Raw genomic sequence first — 25,160 nt, 5'->3', positions numbered from 1 at the left:
GCAGCGTCCGTCGTGACCGGATGCGGGGCGCTGCACGCTGGCAGCGTCCTTTCTGGTATTGTGCAGCGAGTGTCGCTAGACCTGGGCCGCCTCCTCATCGCCGCCGGCGCCGTCTCCAAGGCTGAGGTCGAAGCCGCCCTCTTCGTGGCGGTCCTGCGGGGCATCCCGTTCCCTCGCGCCCTCATCGACCGCGCCGCCATCAGCGAGCGCGCCCTCGAGGAGGAGCTCGATCGCCACGGCGGCCTCGCGCTCCGGCAGGTCGTCGGCGCACGCGATCTCGTCGCGCGCTTGCCGCGCGCCATGTGCCGCCGCCTCGGCGCCGTCCCGATCCGCATCGATCCCGGCGTCGGCACCATCGACGTCGCGGCGGCCGATCCGCTCGATCGCCACATCGCCGACGAGTTCAGCTTCCACCTCGGCGCGCCGGTGCGCATCTTCCGCGCGCCGATCACGGCGGTCGAGGAGGCCATCCGCGCCCTGGATCTCGACGAGCGGGAGCAGGTCCCCTCCCGCGCGCGGCGCGCGACCCCGGCGTTTCCGCACGGCGCGCCCCAGTCGACCATCCCGCCGCCGCCGTCGTCCGAGGTGCCGATCCCGCTGATCCGTCGCGCCTCGGTGCCCTCGTTCGACGAGGCGAGCCTCGTCGAGGCGCCGAGCGGCAAGCACGGCCACCGCGGAGCGGCGCACAACGGTCACGCTCAGCGCGCGGACACGCCGGCGGCGCACGAGGACGCGATCCTGCCGCTCCGCCACGCCAAGGCGGCCCCCGGCGCGCGCGGCTCTCCCTCGAGCGCTCGCCGCACAGCGGACGCCGAACGCGGCGCGGGCGGGAGGGCGACCGGGCTTCAGGCGGCCCTGCGCGCGCCGGCGGTGGAGCCGCCCGCCGTCTCCTTTCCGCCGCCTCCGCCGGTGGAGATCTCGCCGCCCTTCAAGCTGCTCGCCTCGATCATGCCCCAGGCCTCGCCTGGCCCCGACCGCGCGCCGGACAGCGCCGGGCGGGAGCCGGCCCCCTCGACGCGGCGCCTCGGCCGGCTGCCGCTCGACGCGCCCTCCGGCCTCCCGCCGCTCTCGCGCCGCCGCTCCGCCACCGCAGAGGCCCCGGCGCCGGGCAGCGGCAGGGCTCGCCCGGAGAGCGCCGCGCCGCCGTCGAGCCGGCGCTCCGGGCGGCTCCCGGCGCTGCCTCCGGCGCCCGAGCCGGAGCTCGCCGATCCCCTCGACGACGATCCGCCGCCGCAGCCCTTCGTCGATCTGAGCGACGTCATCGACGCGCTGTACCTCGCGCGCACGCGCGACGACGTCGTCCGGCTCGCGCTCCGCGGGCTGCGGCTGTTCGCCGGGCGTGTCGCCATCTTCGCCGCGCACCGCGGGGTCTTTCGCGGGTTCGCGTGCAACGCGGAGTTCGGCGACCAGGAGGCGCTGCGCAAGCTCTCCCTCCCGATGGATCAGCCGAGCGTGCTCGCCACGGCCGTGGCGACCCACCTCTACGTCGGCCCGATCCCCGGCACCCCCACCCACGCGCCGCTGCTCGACGTCATGGTCAACCCGAGCCTCGACGTCGCCGCCGTCGCCGTGCAGGTCGTCGGCCGGCCCGCGATGATCCTGGTCGCCGATCGGATCCTCGACACCTCGAGCGGCTCGCGCCGGATGGTCGAGCTCGCGCGCGCCGTCGGCGAGGCCTTCAGCCGGATCCTGTCAGCGCGCGGGTGAACGCGCGCCGTCGTCCCGCGCGACGAGCGCTGCGCGCTGCTCCGACTGTTCCGACGCCACCCTGAACGATCGCGCCGCGCTCGGCGTCCGCGGAGGCGTCCGCGCGTCGTCGGCTGCCACGGCGCTCGCAGCTGCGCCCGCACGCGCCGCGCCGCAGCCGTCGCGTTGCATGCGTGCGTTCCGCGCCTTTCATCGGCGCAACGAAGGCAGGAGGATCCTGATGCCGCTGCGATGCAAGTACGCATTGCCCGAGCTCAGGATGTGTTGTTTTCCAGTGTATCTGTCCGACACGATCTCTTCACTTTGCGTGTGACAGGAATTTTCTCGTGACAAGGGAACCGCGTCCACTCTCTTCGAAATTTTTTACAATCCCGAACCCTTTTTATGAACGGCGGTCAGATTTGGCTATCCGACTGAGGGTCAAATCGGGTTAAGGCATTTGGGTCTCATCGAGTTCGCGTGGACAGCGTGATTCGCCTCCCCCGAAAGGAGCTCCAAATGCATCCTGCAAAGCCGCACGAGAGCAATGTGATCGCCCGTAAGCTCGTTTTGGTGATCGCTGGTTTGACCGCCGCCGCGGCCGGTTGCTCGGCAGACGTCGGTGGCGCCGACACCGAGGAAGTCGCCACGAATCAGCTGGGATTTGAGCGGTTCGAGCGGACGGTGTTCCGCGAGCCTGACACTGGCATCTACATTGTTAACGGGGACACGCCGGTCGTAGATATCAAGCATCTGCGCGAGTTCTGGGAGGCGCATGTGCGCGATGGTGCGCTGATCGTCAACCAGGAAGGGGGGGAAGACGTCATCTGGACGGCGGAGCAGCGGCACAACCTCTCCTACTGCGTGAGCAAGAGATTCGGGGCCAAGTACGAGGCGGTGGTGACGGCGATGGCGGATGCCGTCAAGGCCTGGGAGGACGTCACGGACGTCGACTTCATCCATGTCGAGTCGGCCGACGCGAACTGCACATCGAGCACCAGCCAGGTCCTGTTCGACGTGAACCCCGTCAACACGGGCGGTCAGTACCTGGCGCGCGCCTTCTTCCCCGGCCAGTCGAGGTACTCGCGGAACGTGCTGATCGACGGGAACGCTTTCGACAGCACGCGGCCCACGCTCACGGGCATTCTCCGCCACGAGCTAGGGCACACCCTTGGCTTCCGCCACGAGCACACCCGTCCTGAGTCGGGCACCTGCTTCGAGGACGACAATTGGCGTGCCCTCACCGAGTACGATGGCGCGTCCGTCATGCACTATCCCCAGTGCAACGGCACCGGCGACAGCACGCTCGTCCTCACGCAGAAGGACATCGCGGGCGTCCAATCGCTCTACGGCACGCCGAACGGAGGCGGCGGAGGTGGTGGAGGCGGCGGAGGCGGCGGAGGCGGCGGAGGCGGCGGAGGCGGCGGGGAGCCGACCGGGGAGCCGACCGGGGAGCCGACCACCGAGCACTTCAGCGGGCGCCTCGCCCGGGGAGCCTTCGAGGCGGTCGGGCCCGCCGAGGGGTTCGAGGTCGTGCCCGGGACGACCCTCACCGTCGTCATGACCGGGACCGGAGACCCCGATCTCTTCGTGAAGTTCGGCGACGCGCCGACGGCGAGATCGTTCGATTGCCGGCCTTACCTCAGCGACGCCAACGAGACATGCACGCTCGATGTGCCCGCGGGCAAGACGAGGGCCTTCGTCAAGGTGAACGGCTTCACGGCCTCGACCTACGACATCGAGGTGCGCTACTCCGCGCCGAAGGCGCCCGGTGGCGAGCCCGCAGGCGGCGGCACCGAGACCTCGAAGAGCTTCGAGGGCAGCGTCTCGCGGCGCGAGACGGCGTCCCATGGGCCGATCTCGGTGGTCCCTGGCACGACCTTCCGGGCCGTGATGAGCGGCACCGGAGATCCCGATCTCTACGTGCGGTTCGGCGAGCAGCCCACGCTGAGCGCCTTCGACTGCCGGCCTTACCTCGACGGGGCGGACGAGACGTGCGAGCTGACGGTCCCGGAAGGGCAGTCGGAGGCCTTCCTCCTCGTGCAGGGATACGCGGAGAGCACGTACACGGTGAAGGTCGATTACACGACGCCGTGACGCGACGGCCCCCCGGTCCGCAAAGGCGGAGAGGGCGCCAGACGCGACCTGCGTAGAAGAAATCGACGCGGCGGAGAGGCACCGAGGTGCAGGGGCTCAACCCCACTCTCCGCTGCGCGTCGTTCTTCCATCATGCTCGCTTCGCCTCTCACGGGCCGACCGACCCGCGCGGGCGGCGCGAACGCGGTCGACGCGGGCGCGGGCAGCCGCGCGCAGGGGGAAAGAAGCGGCGGGCGGCCGGCGGGCGGCGACGACGCGAGCCTGCCGCGCGAGGAGCCTGCGAGGAAGTCGACCCCCGTGCCCCGGTGAATGATAGGCTGCTGGCCCGGATCCTTTAGAGGCGCCGCCGCTTGCCCATGCCCAACGAGACCCCTCACGCCCTTCGCTTCACCTGGCTGTTGGCCGCGTTGCTCGTGGAGTCCGTCACGCTGGCCGGATGCATCGGAGAGCCCTTTCAGAGCGGCACCGGCACCGTGGGCTCGACCGGCGGCGGCGGCAGCGAGCCGATCGGCGGCGGCGGCAGCGAGCCGATCGGCGGCGGGGGCGCCGGGGGAGGGACCGGCGGAGGGCCGCCGCCGCCCGTGCCGGTGACATGGCCAGACTCGCCGACGACGCGCTGCTCGAACGGGACGACCGTGCTGGAGGAGTGCCCAGGACCCTCGGAGCCCTTCTTCGGACAGGACGGGAACTACGAGATCACCGTTCCCTCCTACACAGAAGCCAACGGCGCGGTGAAAGACTCGGTGACCGGGCTCACCTGGGAAAAGGTGGCGGAGAACGCGATGTTCACGCTGGTCGGCGCGCAGGAGCACTGCGCGGCGCTCAGCGCCCAGGGGATCGGCGGCCTCTCGGACTGGCGCCTGCCGACGCGGATCGAGCTCGTCTCCATCCTTGATTTCGGCCATACCACGGCGTTTCCCGATATCTTCTTCACGTCCAGCCAGGACAGCTTCTACTGGTCCGCGACCGACGTCGCCGCAGACACGTCGTTCGCCTGGGGCGTGCTGGCCAGCGATGCGTCCCTCGGCTTCTTCCCGAAGGACGACACGGCCGGCGCGCGGGCGCTGTGCGTCGGAGGCGTGAAGGGGATCGCGCCGGCCGATCTCTCGCCCGGCGAGGACTGGGTGCTCGATCGCTCGACGGGGCTCGTCTGGCAGCGCCACGCCTCCCAGACCCGGTTCATCTGGAGCGACGCGCTCGCGCACTGCGAAGGGCTCGACCTCGCCGCGAAGAGCGACTGGCGGCTGCCGAGCGCGAAGGAGCTGCTCTCGATCGTCGATGATCGGCTGTCCGGGCCGGCGATCGACCTGGAGGCCTTCCCGGGGACGCCGTCCGACGTCTTCTGGTCGTCGACACCCGCCATCGGCAGCGCGGAGAAGGCCGTCCTCGTCAACTTCACGAACGGCGCATCGCAGGACCACACGGTCCGCGATCGGCGGCTCGCGCGCTGCGTTCGCTCCGACGGGTGAGCGCCGCCCTCGCCCCGAGGGGCGGCGGAGGCGGCGGATGGCGCGCGCCGCCGCCGCCCACCCGCTGCCAGCGATGAGCCCAGGCCGCCGCGGCGGATCAGCCTCCGGGCTTGACGAACTTCAGGACGAAGCGATCGCTCGTGCCCCGCTTTTCGCCCGCCACCATGGGCGAGGCGTTCCAGTCGCGCGTGTCCGCGGCGCTCCGGAGGAAGGTCGCCTCGGCCGCGAGACGGAAGCCGGCCCGCTCGATCTCCTCGCGCACGATCTTCTCCTCGATGCGGTGGAGCGTCTTCACCTCGGTGACGCCCGTCCCGGCGCGCCCCGCATGATCGACGATCGCGAACACGCCGCCGGGCTTGAGCGCGCGGAAGACCGCGCGGTTCATCGCGGCCCGGTCCGCCTCCATCCACACCGTGTCGTGGTAGAAGAGCACGAGGAACACGGCGTCGAGATCGCGCGCCTCGGGCGGCAACGGGTCGTCGAGCTCGCGATCGACCCGGACCACCGGCTTCATCACGGGCTTCTTGAGCCGCTCGCTCCACGGCTTCTCGGCGAAGCGCTCGAGGACGAAGCGGTTGTTCTGCGCATAGACGACCCCTCCCGGCCCGACCGCCCGAGCCAGGAGCTCGGCCGAGTAGCCGCCCCCCGCCGCGAGCTCCGCGACCTTCATCCCCGGCTGGATGCCGAAGAATGCGAGCATCTCCGCAGGCTTACGGCCGGCATCGAGCGCCCGGTCGGCGTCCGCGCGATCCGCGGCGTCGACGACGGCGCGCAGGGCAGCGGGCACGTCGACCGAGGTGGCCGGCGGCGGCGTCGAGGCGGCCGCGTCGCCTGAGGCGGGGGCCGCCGCAGCGGGCGGCGCGTCGGGCTGAGCCGGAGGCGCAGCCGTCGGAGGCGGAGCTGCGGGCGGCGAGGCGCTACAGCCGGCGAGCGCGGTCAGGGCGAGGGCGAGGAGGACGTGAGGGCGTCGCATGGCGCGCTGCTAACCGAGCGGACCGAGCGCCGCAAGGGAGGCGGCTCACGGGGTGTCCGTGGCCGGCGCAGCGCCCGCGGTGGAGCCCGTGGCCGGCGCAGCGCCCGCGGTAGAGCCCGCGGCCGGCGCAGCGCCCTCGGCGCGGCTCGCAGGGGAAGGAGCTCTTCGCAAGGGCAACAGCGCGGCCTGCACGGCGGCGGCGATCTGCGGCTGCACTGCCCGAACGACGCGGTGCACGGCCGCGGGGGAGGCTGCGCTCGGTCCGCCGCCGCCGACGCGCACGCTGGCGATCGCGATCCCCGCCAGCGCGGCGCAGGCGATCGCCCCCGCGAGCAGGCGCTGCCGCGTCGCCCCGGCCGGCGGGAGGACCGCGCCCGGCGCCGAGGACGGAGGCCGCGCCTCGTCGCGCGGCCTCGGCGCCAAGGAGACCGCCCCCTTCAGGCTCGAGGCCGGGAGCGGATCGAGCGAGCCGTCGTCGCCGGACGCCGGCGCCACGGCGTGGAACCCGCCGCTCACCGGGGCGCTCGACGGCGCCGGGAGCGCCGCGTCGATGCCATCGAGCGCATCGAGCGCCTCGGCCTCGCCGCCGAGCACCTGCGACGATGCGCCGGGGCGCCGCGTCGCGCGCAGGGTGAAGGGGCTGTCCGCGTCGGCGCGCGTCAGCTCGCCCCCCTCCAGGTCGTCTTCGTCCTCGGGGAGCTCGGGCGTGTGGGGGCCCGGCGGACGCGACTCCGGCGACTCCTTCAGCGCCGCGCTCACGAGCGCCCCGAGGTCCTCCGGCGTGCCGATCTCGTGGCCTGCCTCGCGCAGCGCCCCGATCGCCTCCAGCATCGCGCGCGCGTCGGGGAAGCGGTCGTCCCGGCGCGGCGCGAGCGCGCGCGCGAGGATCGCCTCCAGCGCGGGGCTCACCTCCAGGCGCAGCTCGCTCGCCCGCAGCATCTGCCCCTCGCGCGCCGCCGCCATCCGCGAGGCGGCGCTGCTCCCGGGGAAGGGCCGCGTCCCGGTGAGCATCTGGAAGAGGACCACCCCGAGGGCGAACACGTCGGCGCGCGCGTCGACGCGCTCGCCATCGAACTGCTCGGGCGGCATGTAGCTCGGCTTCCCGACCAGGTCGCGCCTGGCGGCGTCCCCCACCTCGCCCCGCGTGGCGATCGCCACGCCGAAGTCCGCGATCTTCACGACGCCGCTCAGCGAGATGAGCACGTTTCCAGGGCTCACGTCGCGGTGCACCATCAGCCGCCCCTCGGCGGCCGAGCGCTCGTGCGCGTAGCCCAGCCCCTCGAGCACCTGGGCGGCGACGAAGAGCGCGATCGGCACCGGCACGGACTCCCCGCGCGCCCAGAGCCCCTTGCAGAGTCGCCCGAGATCCGTTCCGGACACGAGCTCGAGCACCAGGTAGAAGTCGCCCGCTTCGTCGACGCCGAAGTCGAGCACCTCATCGATGTTGGGGTGCTTGAGGCGGGTCATCATGCTCGCCTCGGCGATGAAGAGCTGCCTGAGATCGTCGCTGCCGGCGTGCATCGGGACGATTCGCTTGATGGCGACCGGGACCTCCTCGCCGTCCGGCCCGAGCGCGACCGCGCGAAACACCTCGCCCATCCCGCCGCGCGCCATCCGCGGTCCAATGGCGTAACGCCCCAGAACAACCCCCCTCGATGGCGCGCTCTCCACGGTGCCCCGACTCTAGATTGCACCGAGGGGCGGGGTAAAGGGGCGACAGCGCTCGATCTCCAGAGATGCTGCGGTCGATTGCACAAATCGACTCGCGGTGTTCCCCTTTGTGCCGAAACATGGCTGTCACGATCGCCAGCGCGGGCGGCGGCGACACGTCCACGACGAGCGCCCATCGCGAGCGCGGCAGGGGCTCGGGGGCGCGGAGCCAGGTGGATGTCGCTGGATCTGCGTGGGTCTGGTACAAGTCCGCTCCGGACATGATGCACGCTGCCACGAACGATCCCGCGCCGGTTGTCTTCATCACGGGCGCTTCTGCTGGATTTGGCGCCGCGATCGCCCGCCGCTTCGCCGGCCTGGGCGCCCGCCTCGTCCTCGCGGCGCGCCGCTACGAGCGCCTGGAGGCGCTCGCCGCCGAGCTCATGGGTGGGGCGGGCGCGTCACGCGAATCCAGCGACGGCGCGCGGCCGCGGGCCGCGGCGGTCCACCTCGTCCGGCTGGACGTGCGCGATCGGGCCGCGGTGGACCGGGCGATCGCGGAGCTCCCGGCGGAGCTGTCGGAGGTGTCGGTGCTCGTCAACAACGCGGGCGGCGCCATCGGCCTCTCGCCGGCGCACACGGCGGATCCCGACGACTGGGAGCAGATGGTCGACACCAACATCAAGGGGCTGCTCCACTGCACGCGGGCGCTCCTGCCCGGCATGGTGGCGCGCGACCGGGGGCACGTCATCAACATCGGCTCCGTGGCGGCCGAGACGCCGTATCCCGGGAGCAACGTCTATGGCGCGTGCAAGGCGTTCGTGGCGCAGTTCTCGCTGAACCTGCGCGCGGATCTCCTCGGCAGCCGGGTTCGCGTCACCGACATCGAGCCCGGGCTCGCCGAGACGGAGTTCTCGGTGGTGCGCTTCAAGGGCGATCGGGACAAGGCCGCCGCCGTGTACCAGGGAGTGAAGCCGCTCTCGGCCGAGGACGTGGCCGAGGCCGTCGTCTGGTGCGCGACGCTCCCGGAGCACGTCAACGTGAACCGGCTGGAGCTGATGCCCGTCATGCAGGCGTACGCCGGCTTCGCCGTGAAACGGAGTTAACGCGCGCGTCGGGGCGACCGCCGCCGGGCTCACGCCTGGTGGAGCAAGATCGCGAGGAGCCCGAGCGCCGCGCGCTTGCGCTTCGCGTCGATGGTCTCCGTGGCGCCGACGCAGAGCGGGCAGCCGGCCTCGTCGCAGCCGCACCCGGCGATGAGCTGCCGCGTGCGCGCGAGGAGCTCGTCGCGCTGCTCGTAGATGCGCTCGGAGAGCCCGACGCCGCCTGGCACGTTGTCGAACAGGAACAGCGTCGGATCGAAGACCCCGGCCACCTCTCCGCCGGCCGGGGCCTCCCGCGCCTCGCTCCCGTCCTCGAGGGTCTGGCCGATGTCGCGCGGATCGCACATGAGCGAGAGCGTCGCGACCGTCTCCAGCGCCCGCGCGATCCCGCGCAGGGCGTCGATGGCGGTCGCGCGGCCGAGGCCGAGCTCCTCGCAGAGCGGCTCGGGCACGGTGAGCCAGAACGAGGTCGTGTGCATCTGGATGTCGGGCAACCGCACGTCGCCATATCCCGTGTTCTCGTGCGTGTAGAACTTGATCTTCTTGTACCCGACCACCTTCTCCACGATGCTCACCTCGCCGAAGGCGGCGGTCGCCCGGCCGAGCGGGGCGGCCGCGCTCTCGTCGAGGATGCTCACCTTCCGGTGGGTGAGCGCGGTCGTGAAATAGTCGGGGACGACCTTCGTCACGAAGGCCTTGTGGTTCTCGTAATCGAGCCGCTCGACCTGGTACTGCTCGCCGTCGTGCTGGTAGATGGCCTGTTCGTGGAGCATCGTCGGCGCCGCGCGCCAGTCGAGCTCCGCGAGCGTCTTGCCAAGGGCCTTGTCGATGATGACGAAGTTGTCCCAGCCCACCGAGCGCAGGCTCACGTGGTTCGCCGGATACGCGTCGGTCGCCCAGTGGAAGCGATCGTTCGACTCGTGCACGACCCCGTTGTCCTGCAGGAAGCGGAGCGCCGCCACGGTGTCGTCCGGCTGCATCGCCGCGTACGGCTCCCCCTTGAGGAACGGCAGCTCGAACGCCGCGCACTTGAGGTGCTGCACGAGGATCTCGGTGTTCTGCGGATCGATCCGGGCCGACTCGGCCCCGCGCTCCAGCAGGTAAGCCGGGTTCCTCGCGAGGTACTGGTCGAGCGCCGCGCTGGTGGCGCACAGGACCGCGATGCTCGTCTTGCCGCGCCGGCCCGCCCGGCCGAAGCGCTGCCACGTCTCGGCGACCGATCCGGGGTAGCCGGCGCAGATCACCGCGTCGAGCTCGCCGATGTCGATGCCGAGCTCGAGGGCGTTCGTGGCCACGACGCACAGGATCTCGCCCTCGCGCAGCCCCCGCTCGACCCGCCGGCGCGTCTCCGGGAGGTAGCCGCCGCGGTACGCCATGATCGCGTCCTCCGCCCCGATCTCCTTGCCGACGCCCTCGCGCAGGTACTTCAGCATGATCTCGACCGAGTTGCGCGACTGGCCGAACACCAGCGTGGGCACGCGGGCGCGAGCGAGATCCCCGGCGAGGCGCACCGCGCTCTTCAGGGTGCTGGCGCGCACCCCGAGCTCCGCGTTCACCACCGGCGGGTTGTACAGGAAGAAACGCCGCGGCCCCCGCGGGGCGCCGGACTCGTCGATGAGCTCGAGCTCGTCCTCGGCGATGCCCAGCAGGCGCGCGGCGTGCGCCCGCGGGTTGCCGATCGTCGCCGTCGCGCAGAGGAAGGTCGGGCTCGATCCGTGGAACGCGGCGACCCGGCGCAGCCGGGCGAGGACGTGGGCGACGTGCGACCCGAACACGCCGCGGTAGGTGTGGAGCTCGTCCAGCACGACGTAGCGCAGGCGCTGGAACGTCCGCGCCCAGTGCGCGTGGTGCGGCAGGATCCCCGCGTGGAGCATGTCGGGGTTGGTCATGACGATCGGGCTGCGCTCGCGCGCCGCCCGCCGGGCGTCGCCCGGCGTGTCCCCGTCGTACACGATCGCCGGGATCGTGAGCCCCGCCTCGCGGATGAGCGCGTGCAGGCCGGCCTCCTGGTCCCGGGCGAGCGCCTTGGTGGGGTACAGGTAGATCGCGCTGCCGCCCTGGCCCGACGCGGCGCCCTCGGCGAGCGCGTCGAGCACCGGGAGATGGAAGCAGAGGCTCTTGCCGCTGGCGGTGGGCGTCGCGACGACCACGTGCCGCCCCGCCTGCGCCGGCTCCGCCGCGGCGCGCGGGACTGCGGGCTTCGCGCGGGCCGCCGCGAAGGCCCGCGCCTGGTGGTCGTAGAGCCGGGAGATGCCGCGCCGCTCCAGGGCGCCGCGGAGCGCCGGCGAGAGCGCGTCGGGCATCGGTGAGGTGCGCGCGTCGGTCGGCGGAAGCTCGCGATCCGCGGTGAAACAAGGGCGGACGTAGCCGGAGGCAAGCCACGACGAGATGACGGTCTCGACGCCGGTCTCGATCTTCCAGGGGGGCGACGGCATGACGCAGGTATACTAAACAGATGCGCCGTGTCACTCAACCGGATCGGGCGCGACGCACACGTCGGCCGGCGTGGCGCTGCGCTGGCCTGCGCGGCCGGGATCTCGGCAGGCGGCGCGCGGGCGAGGGGGGGCGGCGCGCGGGCGAGGGGACGGCGGCGCGCGGGCGAAGCGCTGACGCGGCGGATCGGCGCGGCAGGCAGGCGTAGCAGACCGGCGCGGAACGCGGTCGCGGCGGACCGCCGCGGCAGGCGGGCGTACAGCGGAGAGAGGGCCTCTCCCGTCCTCGAACGAGATCCGGTGTCTGGGGCTCTCCCGTGGTGCAGCCGCGGCGCGCGACATACGCGGGCGCTCCGGCGAATGGCTCGTTTGCGCGCAACGGATGGGAAGCCCGGATACGGCGCGTGAGGCGATGTCTCAGTGCCGTCGTGATTCCTCCCGCACCGACGGACGCAGGGCGGCGCCTCTCGCGGGCGGGGTCAGGCGACGCCCGGAGGCCGTCGGCCCTGGTGTGCTGGTTGCCTGAGGAAGAGCCGATCGACGACGGAGATCCGGAGTCGATGATCCCATCCGCTCTTTCACCCGCCTTCTCCGGGCGATCTCTCGTCCGGGGCTGGCAACGAGGTGTCGCACATGAAAAACGCAGTGTTCTTGACGCTCTTCGGCGCGTCGGCGGCGGGGTGCGCCGCGTACGCTCCGAGCTTCGGCGAGCGGCTCGGCGCGTCGGAGGCGATGATTCGAGCCGTCGAGGAGGTCGGAGCCGACGAGGACCCGCGGGCGGAAGCCCACCTCCGCCTCGCCAGAGAGCAGGTGCAGCGGGCGACGAGGCTGTCGGCCGACGGCGTGCCCGAGCGGGCGCAACGCATGCTCCTGCGCGCGCAGGCGGACGCGGAGCTCGCGCTCGCCCTCCTGCGCGAGGCGCAGGCTCAGGCCCGCACGCACGAGGCGCTCGAGGAGGTCGGATCCATCCAGCGGCAGCTCCGCTAGGGCTCACGGACACGGAGAGGAGGCGCGGAATCATGCGAACCAATCACGGGACGGTGGCCATTCTGCTCGTCGGCGGTCTCCTGGGGTGCGCGAGCGCCCCGCTCCCGCCGAAGGAGCTCATCGAGGCGAGGAAGAGCTACGAGCGCGCCCGGACGAGCGCGGCGGCAGAGCTCGCGCCCGCGGACCTGCGGGGCGCCACCGAGGCGATGGAGCGCGCGGAGCGCGCGTTCGCCGGGGGGAGCGAGCTCGCCGAGGCGAGGGATCTCGCGTACCTCGCAGGGCGCCGGGCGCAGCTGGCCGAGTCGCTGGGGCGCACGGCGGCCACGGAGCGGCAGCGCGGCGCGGCCCTCCAGGCGTACGGCGAGGTGCACCTCGCGCTGCGAAGGAGGGGGGCGCCGGCGGTCGACCCGGCCGCTCCGGCCGATCCTCCCGGACGGGAAAAGGCGCCGGCGCGATCACGCGCCCCGGAGCGTCCGCTGGTGATCCTGAACCGGAGGTGAACCGGCGCGGCGATCGGCCGAGGAGGCGCGGGCGAGAACGGAGGAGGCGCGGGCGAGAACGGAAGACGGAACCGGAAGGCGCGAGACGGACGAACGGAAGCGTGGAAGCGTGGGAAGCGTGGGAAGCGCGGAAGCATGGAAGCACGGAGGCAACCGCCGCCGGGCATCGCTCTGCTCGAGGCTGTTTGCTCCGTGCCACGCCATCGCGTAGAAGCGAAGACGATGTCCTCGGACGCACCGCAAGCGTCGCCCGCCGCGCACCTTCCCGACGACCTCCCCAGCGAGGAGCGCGCCTCGCTCCGCTTCTTGGCCGTCGTGGCGCTCGTCTCGTGCGCCGCCGACCTGGTGACGAAGGGGTGGGCGCACGCGCGCCTCACAGGGTTCGACCCGAAGCGGTCGGGCGCGAAGGTGCTCACGATCATCCCGGACCACCTCGATTTCATCTTCGCGCAGAACCCCGGCGGCGCCTGGAGCTTCCTGCGCGGCCTTCCGGACGGCCTGCGGCGGCCGTTCTTCCTGTTCGTCTCCGCCGCGGCGATGGTCTTCATCTTCTCGATCTACCGGCGCGTCCACAGGGACCAGACCGGGATGAAGTGGGGGCTCGCGCTGGCGCTCGGCGGCGCGATGGGCAACCTGGTCGACCGGATCCGCTACGGCTGGGTCATCGACTTCATCGACGTGTACGTGATCCGCGGTGGTCGCGAGTTTCACTGGCCGACGTTCAACGTGGCGGACATCGCGATCGTCGCGGGGGTCCTCCTGATGTCCAAGGACATGATCGTCGCGACCCGCAGGGCGAACGCGCCGTCCCCAGACGCTCGCGGCGCCTCGGAGGGCCTGGCAGGCGGCGACCCCACCCCTCCGCTATCGACGGAAGCGCCTCCGCCCGTGCCGCCGGCCAGCTGAAGGACGCGAGCGGGCGGCTCGGCCGGAGCGGATGGCACGCGGCGCGCGCAAGTCACGCAAGTCACGCAAGGCACCTGCGACGCGCAAGACGTGAAAGACGCGCGCGGCGGCGCCCGCGGAGGGAAGCCTTTGCCGGAGCGCTCGGTTTGTCGTAGAGGAACGCGCTCCGCATGACTGAAGAAGCGACGCCGCGAGACGCTCCCGCCGAGAACGAAGGTGCCCATGCGGAGTCGCATCGCTCCGCCCCCGTGAACAACGCGCCGGCCGGCGAGCCGCTGGCCTCCGCCGGCGAACGCGACCACGACGGGCGCGGCTCCTCGCAGGAGGGGGACGCCGACGACGTTGTCGCGCCGACGAAGCCCACCTACCGGCCGTCGTACGTGTTCCTGATCGCCGTCTCGGCCATCACCCTGGCCGCCGATCTCGGCTCGAAGTGGTGGGCCAAGGACCGGCTGGATCCGCAGGCGCTCACGGACCTCACCGCCGCGCCGCGGCCGCTCTCGTTCCGGAAGATCGAGGTGATCAAGGATCACCTGAACCTGATCTTCGCGAAGAACCACGGCGGGGCGTGGGGCATCCTGGGCGACGAGAGCGAGGCGATCCGCCGCCCGTTCTTCCTGCTGGTCTCGCTCGCGGCGATCGTCTTCATCGTCTCGCTGTACCGCAAGCTCCACCCCTCCCAGATCGCGCTCAGGTGGGGGCTGCCGCTCGTGCTCGGCGGCGCGCTCGGGAACCTCGTCGACCGCATCCGTTACGGGTTCGTCATCGATTTCATCCAGATCCGGCTCACCTCGACGTTCGTGTGGCCGACGTTCAACGTGGCCGACATCGCGATCGTCGTGGGCGTCGGGCTGATGGCGATCGACATGTTCTCCCCCCACCGCCCCGAGCTCGCCGGCAAGGCGTCCGGCGCGAAGGCGTCCGCGGGCTGACCATGCGGCCCGAGCTGTTCCGCCTGCTCGACGTCGCGTTCCCCGCCTACTTCCTGCTGCTGCTGACCGGCTTCCTCTTCGCGACGGCCATCGGCGCGCTGTGGGCGCGGCGGATTGGCCAGAATCCGGACGTGATCGTCGACCTGGGGCTCGCCTGCCTGCTCGCGGGTGTCGTCGGCGGCAGGCTCCTCCACGTCGTCGCCGACGGCTACTTCTGGGATTACGTGCACCTGTGCACCGACCCGTCGCTCGTCGACTGGAAGGTCGAGCAGGCGCTCTGCGCGTCGCGGTACCACGGCGTCTGGGACGCGGCGAAGGGGGTCTGCCACCCGATCGAGCGCGATTGCCTGGCGTGGGCGAAGTTCTGGGCCGGCGGCCTGACGTACTACGGCGGCTTCCTTGGCGCGTCGGGGATGGCGTACTGGCTGCTCAAGCGCGATCGGTTCCCGTTCTGGAAGGCGGCGGACATGGCGGGCTTCGCCGTCCCGCTGGGCCTCGGGTTCGGCCGGATGGGCTGCCTGCTCGCCGGTTGCTGCTTCGGCCTGCGCACCGAGGGGGCGTTCGGGCTCTCGTTCCCGCCGAACAGCCCCGCGAGCGAGGCGCAGTTCAAGCTGCTCGAGCTCACGAGCCCGCGCCTGCCGTCGCACCCGGTGCACCCGACGCAGATCTACGAGTCGGCGATGTCGTTCGCCATCGCGGCGATCTGCCTGCTCTACGTGCACGGCCGGAAGCGGTACGACGGGCAGGTCTTCGCGACGTTCCTCGGCCTCTACGCGCTCGGGCGCTTCGTGCTCGAGTTCGTGCGCGCCGACGACCGCGGGGGCCTCCTCGGCCTGTCGACGTCGCAGCTCATCGGGCTCGCGATGGCCGGCGCCGCGGTCGCGATCCACGTGGCGCGGACCCGGAAGGCAGCGCCCGCGGCGGCCGCGCCCGCCGCCTGACCTCCGCCGCGGCGGAGGACGGTGCGCGGAGGAGGGGGCGCAGCGTTTTGAGCTGCGCCGTCGCCGAGGGGGCGCAGCGTACCGAGCTGCGCCGGTCGCCGAGGAGGGCGGCGCGGACGAGAGAGCGCAGCGTATCGAGCTGCGCCGGTCGCCGAGGAGGGCGCACGGACGAGAGAGCGCAGCGTTTCGAGCTGCGCCGCGCCGCCCGTCAGCCCTTGGTGACTTCCTTGTCCTTGCGCGCCTTGTAGGCCGCGCGCTGGGCGTCGGTCGGCGGCTTGCCGAAGATGTACGCGAGGCCGATCGAGAGCACGTAGAGCAGGCACATCGGCACGGCCATGACGAGCTGGCTCGTGACGTCCGGCGGCGTCAGGACGGCGGCCACGACGAAGGCGCCGAACACGAACCAGCGGCCGAACATGATGAGCTGGATGTAGTTGACGAGGCCGGCGATGGAGAGGAAGAGCACGATGAGCGGGATCTCGAAGATGATCCCGAAGCCGAGCAGGAGCTGGGCGACGAAGTCGAGGTAGTCGCCCATCATCACGGTCGGCGTGATCGTCACCCCGTCGCCGCCGACCGTGCCGGCCAGGCTGAGGAAGTAACCGAACGAGATCGGGAAGGCCGCACGCCAGCCGAACAGGCCGCCGCCGACGAACAGGATCGTCGAGAACAGGACGAACGGGATGACGTAGCGCTTCTCGCGGGCGTAGAGGCCGGGCGCGACGAACGCCCACAGCTGGTAGAAGATGAACGGCGAGGCCATCGCCGCGCCGCCGATCATCGACAGCTTGAAGTAAGCGACGAAGGCGGCCGCGGGCGCGCCGAAGTGGAGCGAGGGGTTGCCCGGCAGGTTCTGCTCCCGCCACGCCTGCACGAACGGGACGGTCAGGAAGTGCAAGAGCTCCTCGCGCACCTCCCACCCCACGACGCAGGCCGCGAAGAAGACAAGGATGCTCCGGACGAGCCGCTTGCGCAGCTCGTCGAGGTGCTCCCAGAACGACATCGGCTTGTCTTCGTCGGGCTCCGCCGCGGCGTCGCTCGGCGCGCCCGTCGCCTCCGGGGAGCCGCTCTTCACCGCCGCCGCCTGCTCCTGGCTCATGACGTCGCTCCGTTTCCGGTCGCCAGGCCCTGCGTCGCCGCGGCGGTGTCTGGGGCCGCGGTCGCTGTGACCGTGGCGGTGTCTGCGGCCGCGGTCGCTGTCGCTGTCGCCGCGGCTGATCCCGCGTCGGCCGTGGCGTCTGCCGCGCCAGCCGTGGTGTCTGCGCCGGCCACGCCGGCCGTGGCGTCCGCCGCGTTCGCGGTCTCCGTGGGGGTCGCGCTCTCTGCTGCGGCCGGCAGGCTGGTCGCGCCGTCCGGCGCCGCGTCCAGCGTCACGCCGTAGGCGTCGCAGCCGAGGACGGGGTACTCGCGCTCCCGGAGCGGCTTCACGTCGGGCGGCGGCGGCGGCTCGGGATCCGGCGGCCTCACGCGCGGCGTGGACGAGGCGACCGTACCGGCGGTCACGGCGCCGACGACGGGGTTCACGAGCGTCTCGATCACGTTGACCCGCGACAGGGCGCGGAGCTCGCGGAGCTCACGCTCCAGCCCCTCCTGGCGGATCAGATCGTCGATGCCGCTCTGCGTCCGGAGATCCGTGCTCAAGCGGCGGAGCTTGGCGACCCAGCTCCCCGCTGTCCGCATCATCGCTGGCAGTCGCCGGGGACCGACCACGATGATGCCCACGATGGCGAGCACCATGATCTCGCTGAAGCTGAAGCCGAACACGCGCGCAAGCTAGCGCGCGCGGGAGCGGGGATCCATAGCGACGCTCACGCTGGCCTGGGCGGCGCGCCTGGCCCGGCGTCGGCTGCGCCCGCGGCCGCCCCGGCGTCGGCCGCGCCCGCGGCCGCCCCGGCGCGGGGCGGCGCCCGGCGGCCGCCCGGCCGCTGCGCGTCCGCCAAAGGCCGCGCGAGCTGCCCGCACGCCGCGCCGACGTCGCCCCCGCCCGAGTAGCGCACGATCGAGCCGACGCCGGCGGCGGAGAGGACCGCGCGGAACGCGTCGAGCCGCGCCGAGCGCACGAACGGATCGGCCGACGCGCCGCGTTCATCGCCGCCGCCCGGCGAGGGCAGAAGATCGCCGGGCGCGCCGATCGCGTTGTAGGGGATGAGGCTGAGCCGGGGAGAGATGCCGTGCTGCGCCGCGAAGCCGCGGGCGAGCGCGGCCAGGCACGCGGCGTCGTCGTCCGTGTCGTTCTGGTCCGCGAGGAGCGTGTACGCCCACATCGGCGCGTGCCCGCTCGCGCGCGCGTGCTCGCCCACGGCCGCGAGGACCTCGTCGAGCGGGTGCGCGCCGTCGATCGGCATGAGCAGGCGCCGCTTGCCGGGGCGCACCGAGCCGAGCGACAGGCCGAGCCGGACCGCGGGGACCTCGGCCGCGAGCCGCCGGATGCCGGACGGGAGCCCCGCCGTACAGACGGTGATGTTGCGCATGTCGATGGCCTGCGCGCTCGGCTCGGAGAGCACCCGGATCGCCTGGATGACCCGGTCGGCGTTGGCGAGCGGCTCGCCCATGCCCTGGAACAGCACTCCATGGACGCGCGCGCCGCCTCCGACGGTGGCGTCGAGATCGCGGCGGATGAGCCGCACCTGCTCGACGATCTCCCAGGCCTCCAGGTTGCGCGTGAGGCCCATGCGCCCGGTGGCGCAGAAGGCGCACGCGAGCGCGCAGCCGACCTGCGAGCTCACGCACGCCGAGTACCGGCCCGGCCGCTCGAGCGGGATGCGCACCGACTCGACCATCGCCCCGTCCTCGAGGCGGAAGGCGTACTTCACGAACGGATCCTCGGCGCTCGCGCGCCGCTCGACGAGCGCGAGCGTCCTGATCTCGCCCGCCGAGCGCGCCGCGTCGAGCGCGGCGCGCCGGACGGTCGCGGGCGCGCGCGAGGGGAGCTCGCCGAGGCGGTGCGCCAGGGAGACGATGCGGCGCGCGTCCGCGATGTCGATGCCGCACGCTCCGGCGAGCTCCTCCGGCAGCACGGCCTGGAGCGCGAGGCGGGGGCGGCGTTCGTCCGGGCTGCTTCGAGGGCTGAGATCCACGGCGGATACCGACTAGCGCGCCAGGGCGGCCCAGTCTACGGTCGCGCGCGCATGTTTCGCCGGATCCGCCGGAGGGGGCGCGGGTTCGCGCCGCTCCTGGCGGCGGGGCTCGCCCTCGCACACGGCGCCGCGGCGCAGGCGTCGCCGGAGGACGTGCTCGGCTTCGGCGCGCGATCGAGCGCCCTGGGCGCGACCGGCGCCGCGGCAGCGGAGGGCTACGAGGCCGTCCACGCGAACCCGGCGCTCCTGTCGCTGTCGCGCGAGCGCCGGCTCACGCTGGGGCTCGCCGGCGCGATCTTCGACCTCCGCGCCGGCGACGTGCGGCTGTCCTACGCGCCGCTGCGCGGCAGCGTGATCGGCGCGACGGTGCCGATCCCGTTCGGCGGCGCGCTCGCGGATCGCGTGACGATCGGCCTCGGCTTCTTCGCGCCGTTCGACGTGGTGGTCCGCGGGCGGATCCTCTACCCGGAGACGCCGCAGTTCCCGCTGGCGGATCGCACCCAGTCGGTCGCGGTGCAGGCGGCGCTCGGCGCGCGGCTGGGCCGCGGCGTCCGGGTGGGCGCCGGCTTCGCCGCGCTGGCGGCGCTGTCCGGCGCGGTGACTGTGGCGACCGACGCCTCCGGCCGCGTGGGCACCCTCGTCGAGGACACGCTCGTCGCGAGCTACGGGCCGATCCTCGGCGCGAGCTACGACGTCGGCGCCTACCGCGTCGGGGCCACGCTCCGCGGCGCGCTCGTCGGGCGGTTCAACGTCGTCATCCACGCCGAGGATCTCGGGGGAATCGCCGTGCCGCCGCTCCACATCGCGGGGATCGCGCAGTACGATCCCGCGCAGATCGCGCTCGAGGTGGCGCGCGTGAAGGGGCCGTGGAAGGTGGCGATCGGCGCGACGTACAAGCGCTGGTCGGACTACCCCGGAGCGCTCGAGGCGACGGTGCGCTGCCCGGAGGTCGACCCCGAGACGGGCGAGCCGTTCGCCGGCTCGTGCGTGGCGCCGGCGCCCGAGGATCCGGGGTACTCGGACACGGTCGTGCCGCGCGCCGGCGTGGAGCGCAGCCTCGCGCTGGGGCGGGGCGCCACGGCGCACGCGCGCGCCGGCGCGTTCTTCGAGCCGTCGCCCGCGCCCGAGCAGACGGGCGCGTCCAACGTCTACGACAACGCGCGCGTCGCGCTCTCGCTCGGCTACGGGCTCGCGCTCTCGGCGCCGCTGCCGCGGTTGACGCTGGACCTGTTCGGCCAGGTCCAGCTGCTCCTGCCGCGCGCGCACCGGAAGCGGGAGGAGGGAGCGGCGGGCGTGGGGGAGGGCGGCGCCGGCCCCGTGCGCACGCGGGGCGTGCTCGTCGCGGGCGGGACGACGCTCGGGGTGGCGTTCTGATGCGCCGGCTCCCCTGCGCCGCTGCCGCGCTGCTCTCGCTCGCCGCCGCGGGGCGAGCGCGCGCGCATGCGCCCGACGCGTATGGCCTCGGCTCGCGCGGCGCCTCGATGGGCGGCGCGCTCGTGGCGGACGCGACCGATTTCTCGGCGAGCTACTACAACCCGGCGGGCCTCTGCGGCGCGACGGGCCTCGGCCTCTCGATCGGCTACGGCTACGCGTCGAACCGCCTGCGCACGAACGGCCGCGACAGCGGCGTGCGCGACGTCCACGGGCTCGCGGGCGGCCTGGTCGTGCCCGGCGAGGTGCTCGGGGTGCCGTTCGCGCTCGGCCTGGCGACGTTCCTGCCGGACGACGGGCTGTCGCGGATCAAGGCGATCCGCCAGGAGACGCCGCGCTGGGAGCTCTACGACGACCGGCTGTCGATCCTCTTCCTCGCCGCGAGCGTCGCGGTCCGCCCGCTCCCGTTCCTCGAGCTCGGCGGCGGCGTCGCGTTCCTCGCCTCGACGCGGGGCCGCTTCGCGGTGACGGGCCGCGCGGACGCGCTGTCTCCCTACGACTCGGCGCTCCGGCACGAGGTGGACGCGGATCTCACGTCGATCCGCTATCCGCACCTCGGCGCCCGGGTGCGCGCCGGAGAGCTCGGCTTCGTGGGCATCGCCTACCGCGGGGAGGCGAAGCTCCCCCTCGCGATCGACGCGCGCTTGCAGGGGGTCGTGGACTTCGCGGGCATCGAGGTGCCGCTCCTGTACGAGCTCGAGTCGCGCACCGTCGACGCGTTCCTGCCGCAGCAGGTCGTCGTGGGGGCGAGCTTCCAGCGGATCCGCGGCCTCCGCGTGAACCTGGACGTGACGTGGGTGAACTGGTCGGCCTACGAGAGCCCGGTGGCGAGGACGAGGGCGCACCTCGAGGCGGCGCCTCCGCCGGAGGTGCCGATCGACCTGCCCGACGATCCGAGGCCCACGGCCGTCGCGCCGCTCCGGTTCGGGGGTCGGTTCGTGCCGAGGCTGGGCGTCGAGTACGTCATCCCGGCGGCGGGGGGCCTGCGCAAGGTGGCCGGGCAGGGCGAGCGCCGCGCGATCGAGATCCCTCTCCGCGCGGGCTACGTCTACGAGAGGTCCCCGGTGCCGCCGCAGGAGGGCGTGACGAACTACGTCGACGCGGACCGGCACACGATGTCGCTGGGGGCGGGCGTCGTGCTGAACCGGCCGCTGGAGGAGCTGCCAGGGTCGCTCCGGATCGACCTGCACGGGCAGCTGTCGGTGCTGCCGGAGGTGGTGGTCGAGAAGGACAATCCGGCGGATTTCGTGGGGGATTACCGGGCCGACGGGACGATGCTGAACCTGGGGGCGACGGTGACGGCGGCGTTCTGAGGCGGCGCACACATCGTGGCATTTCACATGCAGATCGATGAACGTCGGCACACATGTCGTGTCACCGCCTGTTCGCCAGGGACTGGGCCACGTCTGGCGTTGCAGCCATCGTCTCTGCGGGCGCTCGCGCTCGTCGCAGCAGGGTTGTTCGCCGCCTGCGCGACGCTCCCGTCGGAGGGCGGCGAGGGCAGCCTGCCGAACGCCCACGCCGGCCCGTTCCGGGAGATCGCGGGGGAGGAGCTCGGCAACGCGCGGACGGCTCCGCACGTCATGGAGGACGACGAGCGCTTCGCGCGCGACGCGTCCGTCGTCGATCTCGACGGCGATCCCTCGACGCTCGCCGCCGCCGGCTTCTTCGCGGCCACCCTCCACCCCGAGGACGCCCCGCCAGACCCCCTCGCTCCGCCGAACGCCGTCGTCCGCTACGATGCCGCGGACGGCCGCTCGTTCGAGCGATCGTCGGTGACGGTCCTCGCGCCGGAGCTGCCCTGGGAAGGCGGCACGGTGGCGGCCCCCTCGGCGGTGCTCGTGCGCGGCGAGACCTGGCTCTACTACGCGGCGGCGGGCGGCATCGGGCTCGCGCGCAGCGCCGATGGGCTCGCCTTCACCCGCGAGCCGGCGCCCGTGCTCGCGCCGGCCACCGACGGCGACGACTGGGAGCGCGGCGCGATCCCGAGGAGCCCCGGCGTGGTCCGCCTGCCCGACGGTTCGCTGCGCATGTTCTACGAGGTCGCCGGCGAGGCGGGCGCCTCGTTCCTTGGCGAGGCGCGCAGCGACGACGGCCTCGCCTGGGAGCGCGTCGGCGGCGGTCCCGCGCTCGCGCCGGCGTCCATCGTCGGCGCCGGTGCCCCGGAGGGCGCCGGCGCGCCGGAGGGGGAGGGCGAGCCCTTCGACAGCGCGGCCGTCTCCGATCCCGCCCCGGCGCTCGCCGTCTCCGCCACGGGTCGCCCGCTCCTTCGCGTCTACTACGCCGGGAGGGACAGCGCTGGGCGCTCGGCCATCGGCCTGGCCGCCCGCCTGGGCCACGACGGCCCGCTGGAGCGCGCTGTCGCGCCGGTGTTCGGCGCGTCGTCCGCGCTCTCGCCGCGCGCACCCTCGGTGGCGATCTACCCCGGGTTCTCGCTGCTCTTCGTCACGCAGGCGGCCGGGACGCGCGACGGCCAGGGCTACCCCGTGGTCGCCGCCGGCGTCGCGCCCGCCGACGCCGCGCTCCCGCCCCCGACGCGGTGAGCGCGAGACGTGAGAGCGCCTCGGCGCGAGCCGAAAAACTTGCGTTCGGCCGCCCGCGACGAAACATAGGGGATCATGCCCGCCAGGTCGACGGGAGGCGGGGCCCCGGGCCGGATCGCGCGGGTTGCCCGGAACCGCAGGTAGACAACGAGGCTGACGAGCTCTCGCCAGGGAGGCGGACCATGGCGTTCAAAAGCGCAGTCATCGGACACACGACGCAGACAACCAGCAGGATCTTGGCCGTCTTCGAGAGGCCCAAGGCGAGGGCGAGGCTGGCGTTCGCGGACGACAACGGCGTTCGCACGCTCGACGTGCCGATCAACAGCGCGCCGCCCTTCGGGCTCGCCACGTTCGAGCTGAGCGGGCTGAGCGGCGAGAGGGTTCGCTACGGCGTCGTGGAGCACGACGCAGGAGATCCGCTCCCTACACCCGCGGACAACCTGAGCATCAACGGCTCCGCCTTCCGCACCGTCGCGAACGGGCCGATCCGTATCGGCCTCGTGAGCTGCAACGACATCGACAATCACGAGTTTCCCAAGGAGCGGCGCGGGGCGATGTGGCGGGCGCTCAAGGCCCTCGTGGACGAAGGCAAGGTGAACCTCCTTGTCCACGCCGGAGACCAGATCTACGGCGACGGCGATCCCACGGGGTGGTCGCCCTCGGAGGGGCGCACCGCCGCGTACCGCAGGCACTACGCGCAGACGTGGTCGCACCCTGACGTGGCGGCGGTCCTCGGGAGCTGCCCGAACATCATGATGTGGGACGACCACGAGATCTACGATGGCTGGGGGTCGAACAACAACGACGGCACCGCGCAGGCCGTGGAGCGCTACAGGGCCGCGGAGCAGGCGTTCAAGGAGTTTCAGATGGCGCTGAGCCCAAGGGACCGCCTGAGCAGCTCGGGGTTCGGCTGGATCGCGAAGTATGGCGACATCGCCATCCTCGCTGTCGATGGGCGGTCGCAGCGCTCGTGGAAGAACGGGACGATCCTGGGCAAGCAGCAGCTCGACGACCTCGAGCTGAGGCTCAACGAGCTCGCGGCGCTCGATCTCAGGCACCTCCTTGTCGTGGTCGGCACGCCGGTCGTCTACCTGCCGCTCGCGGCCGCCGAGGCGCTCTCGAGCGTGTTCAGCAAGGCCACACTCGACGATATCCGGGACGGCTGGGCGGCCTCCAACAACCAGAACGAATGCAGGCGCTTCCTGATGTCTCTCATGAATTTCGCCGGCTTCAGCCCTGGCACCCAGGTGACGCTCCTGGGCGGCGATATCCACGTGGGCACCATGGCGCACATCGACACGGGCCTCGGGTTCGGGAAGCCGCGCTCGCGGCCGCGCCTGTACCAGGTGACCGCATCCGGCATCGCGCGCCCACCTCCCAAGGGGATGCTCGGCATGATCCTCTCGGTGCTGACCAACGGCGGTAGCCAGAACCTGTTCAACGGAGACATCAAGGGGTCGCTCCGGGAGATCGCGGGATCGGACCACAAGTACTGCGTCACCCACCGCAACTTTGCGATCCTCGATCCGAGCGACGGCGGAGATGACTGGGACAGGAACAACAACCTGTCGGTCCGCTTTCACGTGGAGAAGGACAACGGCACCGTCGGCGTCCTCGAGCAAGTGCTCCCGAGAGTGCACACGTAAGCAGCGATAAGCCATGAGCTGGCCCTTCGCGTAGCGGAGAACGCCCTGTGGGGCCGAGACGAGCGGGCGGCGCCGGCGGGACCGCGGTCACGCGCCGTCACGGCGGAGGGGCGTGAGCACGTCCTGCACGCCTATCCAACGAGCGGCCGCTCGTCGCCATCCTGCTCCGAGACGGTGTCTCTCCTCGCCACGGCAGTCGCCGCGACATGGCACGGCCGATGCTCAGACGTTGGCCGTTGGACGTTGGCGATCGTCGCGGGGGTGCACGCAGCGCCAGCACCGGACCGGAGACACGATGAACACGAGAACGCCGTCCCTGCTCTTCGCCGCCGCGCTCTTGCTGGTCGCCTGCAAGAAGGAACCTCCCTCGCGCTGGGACGAGGCGGCGGCCAAGGCGCCCACGCCTGCCGTGAGCGCCGCCCCTGACACCAAGCCAGGATCCGCGTTCAATGCGTTCTTCCCGCCGGAGGGAGCCGAGGGGACGAGCCGCGTCTTCACCGCGGAGAAGCCTGGCTACGCGGAGGCCAAGCTGCGGAAGGACGGCGGCGACGTGGCCTCCCTATCCATCTCCGACACGGCGGGCGATCCCCAGGTCGTCGCCAAGTTCGCGAGCGCGACGGATCACCTCGCCGGCATGCCGGTCGTGACCGTCGGGAAGAACCAGTCCGCGCTCCTCGTCAAGAATCGTTTCCAGGTGAAGGTGTCATCCCAGACCCTGGACCCCGAGGCGCGAAAAGAATGGCTGAAGCGATTTGACCTGAGCGGTCTAGCGAACCTCTGAAGGGGC

At 72.5% G+C, this 25,160-nt stretch carries 21 protein-coding genes; 15 read left to right on the top strand and 6 right to left on the bottom strand.

Translation table 11 applies throughout. The annotated features are described in order from the left end of the window. The first annotated feature begins 69 nt into the window (after positions 1 to 69). The 4 genes from WMF29_RS21345 to WMF29_RS21330 all read left to right on the top strand — a co-directional run bounded on the left by WMF29_RS21345 (position 70) and on the right by WMF29_RS21330 (position 5,252). Positions 70 to 1,707: a hypothetical protein gene (locus WMF29_RS21345; RefSeq protein WP_437330596.1), complete on the top strand. Its 1,638-nt coding sequence runs from the start codon at positions 70 to 72 to the stop codon at positions 1,705 to 1,707. Positions 1,708 to 2,205: 498 nt separating this feature from the next. Continuing rightward, on the top strand, positions 2,206 to 3,783 hold the full coding sequence (locus tag WMF29_RS21340; RefSeq protein WP_437330595.1) for a pre-peptidase C-terminal domain-containing protein: 1,578 nt from the start codon (positions 2,206 to 2,208) through the stop codon (positions 3,781 to 3,783). A 132-nt stretch (positions 3,784 to 3,915) separates the two neighbouring features. Next, on the top strand, positions 3,916 to 4,092 hold the full coding sequence (locus tag WMF29_RS21335; protein WP_437330594.1) for a hypothetical protein: 177 nt from the start codon (positions 3,916 to 3,918) through the stop codon (positions 4,090 to 4,092). Between the two features lie 47 nt (positions 4,093 to 4,139). Further along, a complete protein-coding gene (locus WMF29_RS21330) occupies positions 4,140 to 5,252 on the top strand; it encodes a DUF1566 domain-containing protein (RefSeq protein WP_437330593.1) in 1,113 nt (370 codons plus the stop codon). 97 nt (positions 5,253 to 5,349) lie between these two features. On the opposite strand, the gene WMF29_RS21325 is transcribed toward WMF29_RS21330, so the two are convergent. Beyond that, a complete protein-coding gene (locus WMF29_RS21325) occupies positions 5,350 to 6,225 on the bottom strand; it encodes a class I SAM-dependent methyltransferase (protein ID WP_437330592.1) in 876 nt (291 codons plus the stop codon). A 45-nt stretch (positions 6,226 to 6,270) separates the two neighbouring features. Then, positions 6,271 to 7,839 carry a protein kinase domain-containing protein gene (locus WMF29_RS21320; protein ID WP_437330591.1) on the bottom strand — a complete coding sequence of 523 codons (1,569 nt, stop codon included), beginning with the start codon at positions 7,837 to 7,839 and terminating at the stop codon, positions 6,271 to 6,273. A 317-nt stretch (positions 7,840 to 8,156) separates the two neighbouring features. On the opposite strand from WMF29_RS21320, the gene WMF29_RS21315 reads away from it, so the two are divergent. Beyond that, positions 8,157 to 8,981 carry an SDR family NAD(P)-dependent oxidoreductase gene (locus tag WMF29_RS21315; RefSeq protein ID WP_437331151.1) on the top strand — a complete coding sequence of 275 codons (825 nt, stop codon included), beginning with the start codon at positions 8,157 to 8,159 and terminating at the stop codon, positions 8,979 to 8,981. A gap of 29 nt (positions 8,982 to 9,010) precedes the next feature. Here the strand turns inward: WMF29_RS21315 and WMF29_RS21310 are convergent, their stop codons facing one another. Then, positions 9,011 to 11,413: a DEAD/DEAH box helicase gene (locus WMF29_RS21310; protein WP_437330590.1), complete on the bottom strand. Its 2,403-nt coding sequence runs from the start codon at positions 11,411 to 11,413 to the stop codon at positions 9,011 to 9,013. A 630-nt stretch (positions 11,414 to 12,043) separates the two neighbouring features. On the opposite strand from WMF29_RS21310, the gene WMF29_RS21305 reads away from it, so the two are divergent. From WMF29_RS21305 to WMF29_RS21285, 5 genes are all read left to right on the top strand, one after another. Next, positions 12,044 to 12,397, top strand: coding sequence for a DUF4398 domain-containing protein (locus WMF29_RS21305; RefSeq protein WP_437330589.1), 354 nt, complete (start codon positions 12,044 to 12,046; stop codon positions 12,395 to 12,397). A gap of 32 nt (positions 12,398 to 12,429) precedes the next feature. Next, the gene (locus WMF29_RS21300; RefSeq protein ID WP_437330588.1) at positions 12,430 to 12,897 is read left to right on the top strand and encodes a DUF4398 domain-containing protein; all 468 of its coding nucleotides are present in this window, start codon (positions 12,430 to 12,432) and stop codon (positions 12,895 to 12,897) included. A gap of 222 nt (positions 12,898 to 13,119) precedes the next feature. Then, the gene (gene lspA, locus WMF29_RS21295; RefSeq protein WP_437330587.1) at positions 13,120 to 13,803 is read left to right on the top strand and encodes a signal peptidase II; all 684 of its coding nucleotides are present in this window, start codon (positions 13,120 to 13,122) and stop codon (positions 13,801 to 13,803) included. 170 nt (positions 13,804 to 13,973) lie between these two features. After that, complete coding sequence (lspA, locus tag WMF29_RS21290) at positions 13,974 to 14,735, top strand: signal peptidase II (RefSeq protein ID WP_437330586.1); 762 nt, start codon at positions 13,974 to 13,976, stop codon at positions 14,733 to 14,735. A 2-nt stretch (positions 14,736 to 14,737) separates the two neighbouring features. Then, positions 14,738 to 15,676 carry a prolipoprotein diacylglyceryl transferase gene (locus WMF29_RS21285; protein WP_437330585.1) on the top strand — a complete coding sequence of 313 codons (939 nt, stop codon included), beginning with the start codon at positions 14,738 to 14,740 and terminating at the stop codon, positions 15,674 to 15,676. 208 nt (positions 15,677 to 15,884) lie between these two features. On the opposite strand, the gene tatC is transcribed toward WMF29_RS21285, so the two are convergent. The 3 genes from tatC to WMF29_RS21270 are packed head-to-tail and all read right to left on the bottom strand — an operon-like array spanning position 15,885 to position 18,753. After that, positions 15,885 to 16,775, bottom strand: coding sequence for a twin-arginine translocase subunit TatC (gene tatC / locus WMF29_RS21280; RefSeq protein ID WP_437330584.1), 891 nt, complete (start codon positions 16,773 to 16,775; stop codon positions 15,885 to 15,887). Further along, a complete protein-coding gene (tatB, locus tag WMF29_RS21275; RefSeq protein ID WP_437330583.1) occupies positions 16,772 to 17,440 on the bottom strand; it encodes a Sec-independent protein translocase protein TatB in 669 nt (222 codons plus the stop codon). The genes tatC and tatB overlap by 4 nt, the downstream gene beginning before the upstream one ends. 44 nt (positions 17,441 to 17,484) lie before the next feature. Then, a complete protein-coding gene (locus WMF29_RS21270) occupies positions 17,485 to 18,753 on the bottom strand; it encodes a radical SAM protein (protein ID WP_437330582.1) in 1,269 nt (422 codons plus the stop codon). 51 nt (positions 18,754 to 18,804) lie between these two features. Between WMF29_RS21270 and WMF29_RS21265 the strand changes: the two genes are divergently transcribed. The 5 genes from WMF29_RS21265 (at position 18,805) to WMF29_RS21245 (ending at position 25,154) form a co-directional block, all read left to right on the top strand. Then, positions 18,805 to 20,127: an OmpP1/FadL family transporter gene (locus WMF29_RS21265; protein WP_437330581.1), complete on the top strand. Its 1,323-nt coding sequence runs from the start codon at positions 18,805 to 18,807 to the stop codon at positions 20,125 to 20,127. Beyond that, on the top strand, positions 20,127 to 21,497 hold the full coding sequence (locus tag WMF29_RS21260) for an OmpP1/FadL family transporter (protein WP_437330580.1): 1,371 nt from the start codon (positions 20,127 to 20,129) through the stop codon (positions 21,495 to 21,497). The genes WMF29_RS21265 and WMF29_RS21260 overlap by 1 nt, the downstream gene beginning before the upstream one ends. A 99-nt stretch (positions 21,498 to 21,596) precedes the next feature. Beyond that, the gene (locus tag WMF29_RS21255) at positions 21,597 to 22,727 is read left to right on the top strand and encodes a hypothetical protein (protein WP_437330579.1); all 1,131 of its coding nucleotides are present in this window, start codon (positions 21,597 to 21,599) and stop codon (positions 22,725 to 22,727) included. Positions 22,728 to 22,909: 182 nt separating this feature from the next. Continuing rightward, complete coding sequence (locus WMF29_RS21250) at positions 22,910 to 24,373, top strand: alkaline phosphatase D family protein (protein WP_437330578.1); 1,464 nt, start codon at positions 22,910 to 22,912, stop codon at positions 24,371 to 24,373. Positions 24,374 to 24,668: 295 nt separating this feature from the next. Further along, on the top strand, positions 24,669 to 25,154 hold the full coding sequence (locus tag WMF29_RS21245) for a hypothetical protein (RefSeq protein WP_437330577.1): 486 nt from the start codon (positions 24,669 to 24,671) through the stop codon (positions 25,152 to 25,154). Positions 25,155 to 25,160: the final 6 nt, after the last annotated feature.

It is taken from the genome of Sorangium sp. So ce381 (assembly GCF_051473845.1).
GTDB classification, from domain to species: Bacteria; Myxococcota_A; Polyangia; order Polyangiales; family Polyangiaceae; genus Sorangium; species Sorangium atrum.
The sequence above is the reverse complement of the archived record's forward strand: the minus strand, read 5'-3'. Positions and strand labels throughout refer to the sequence as shown.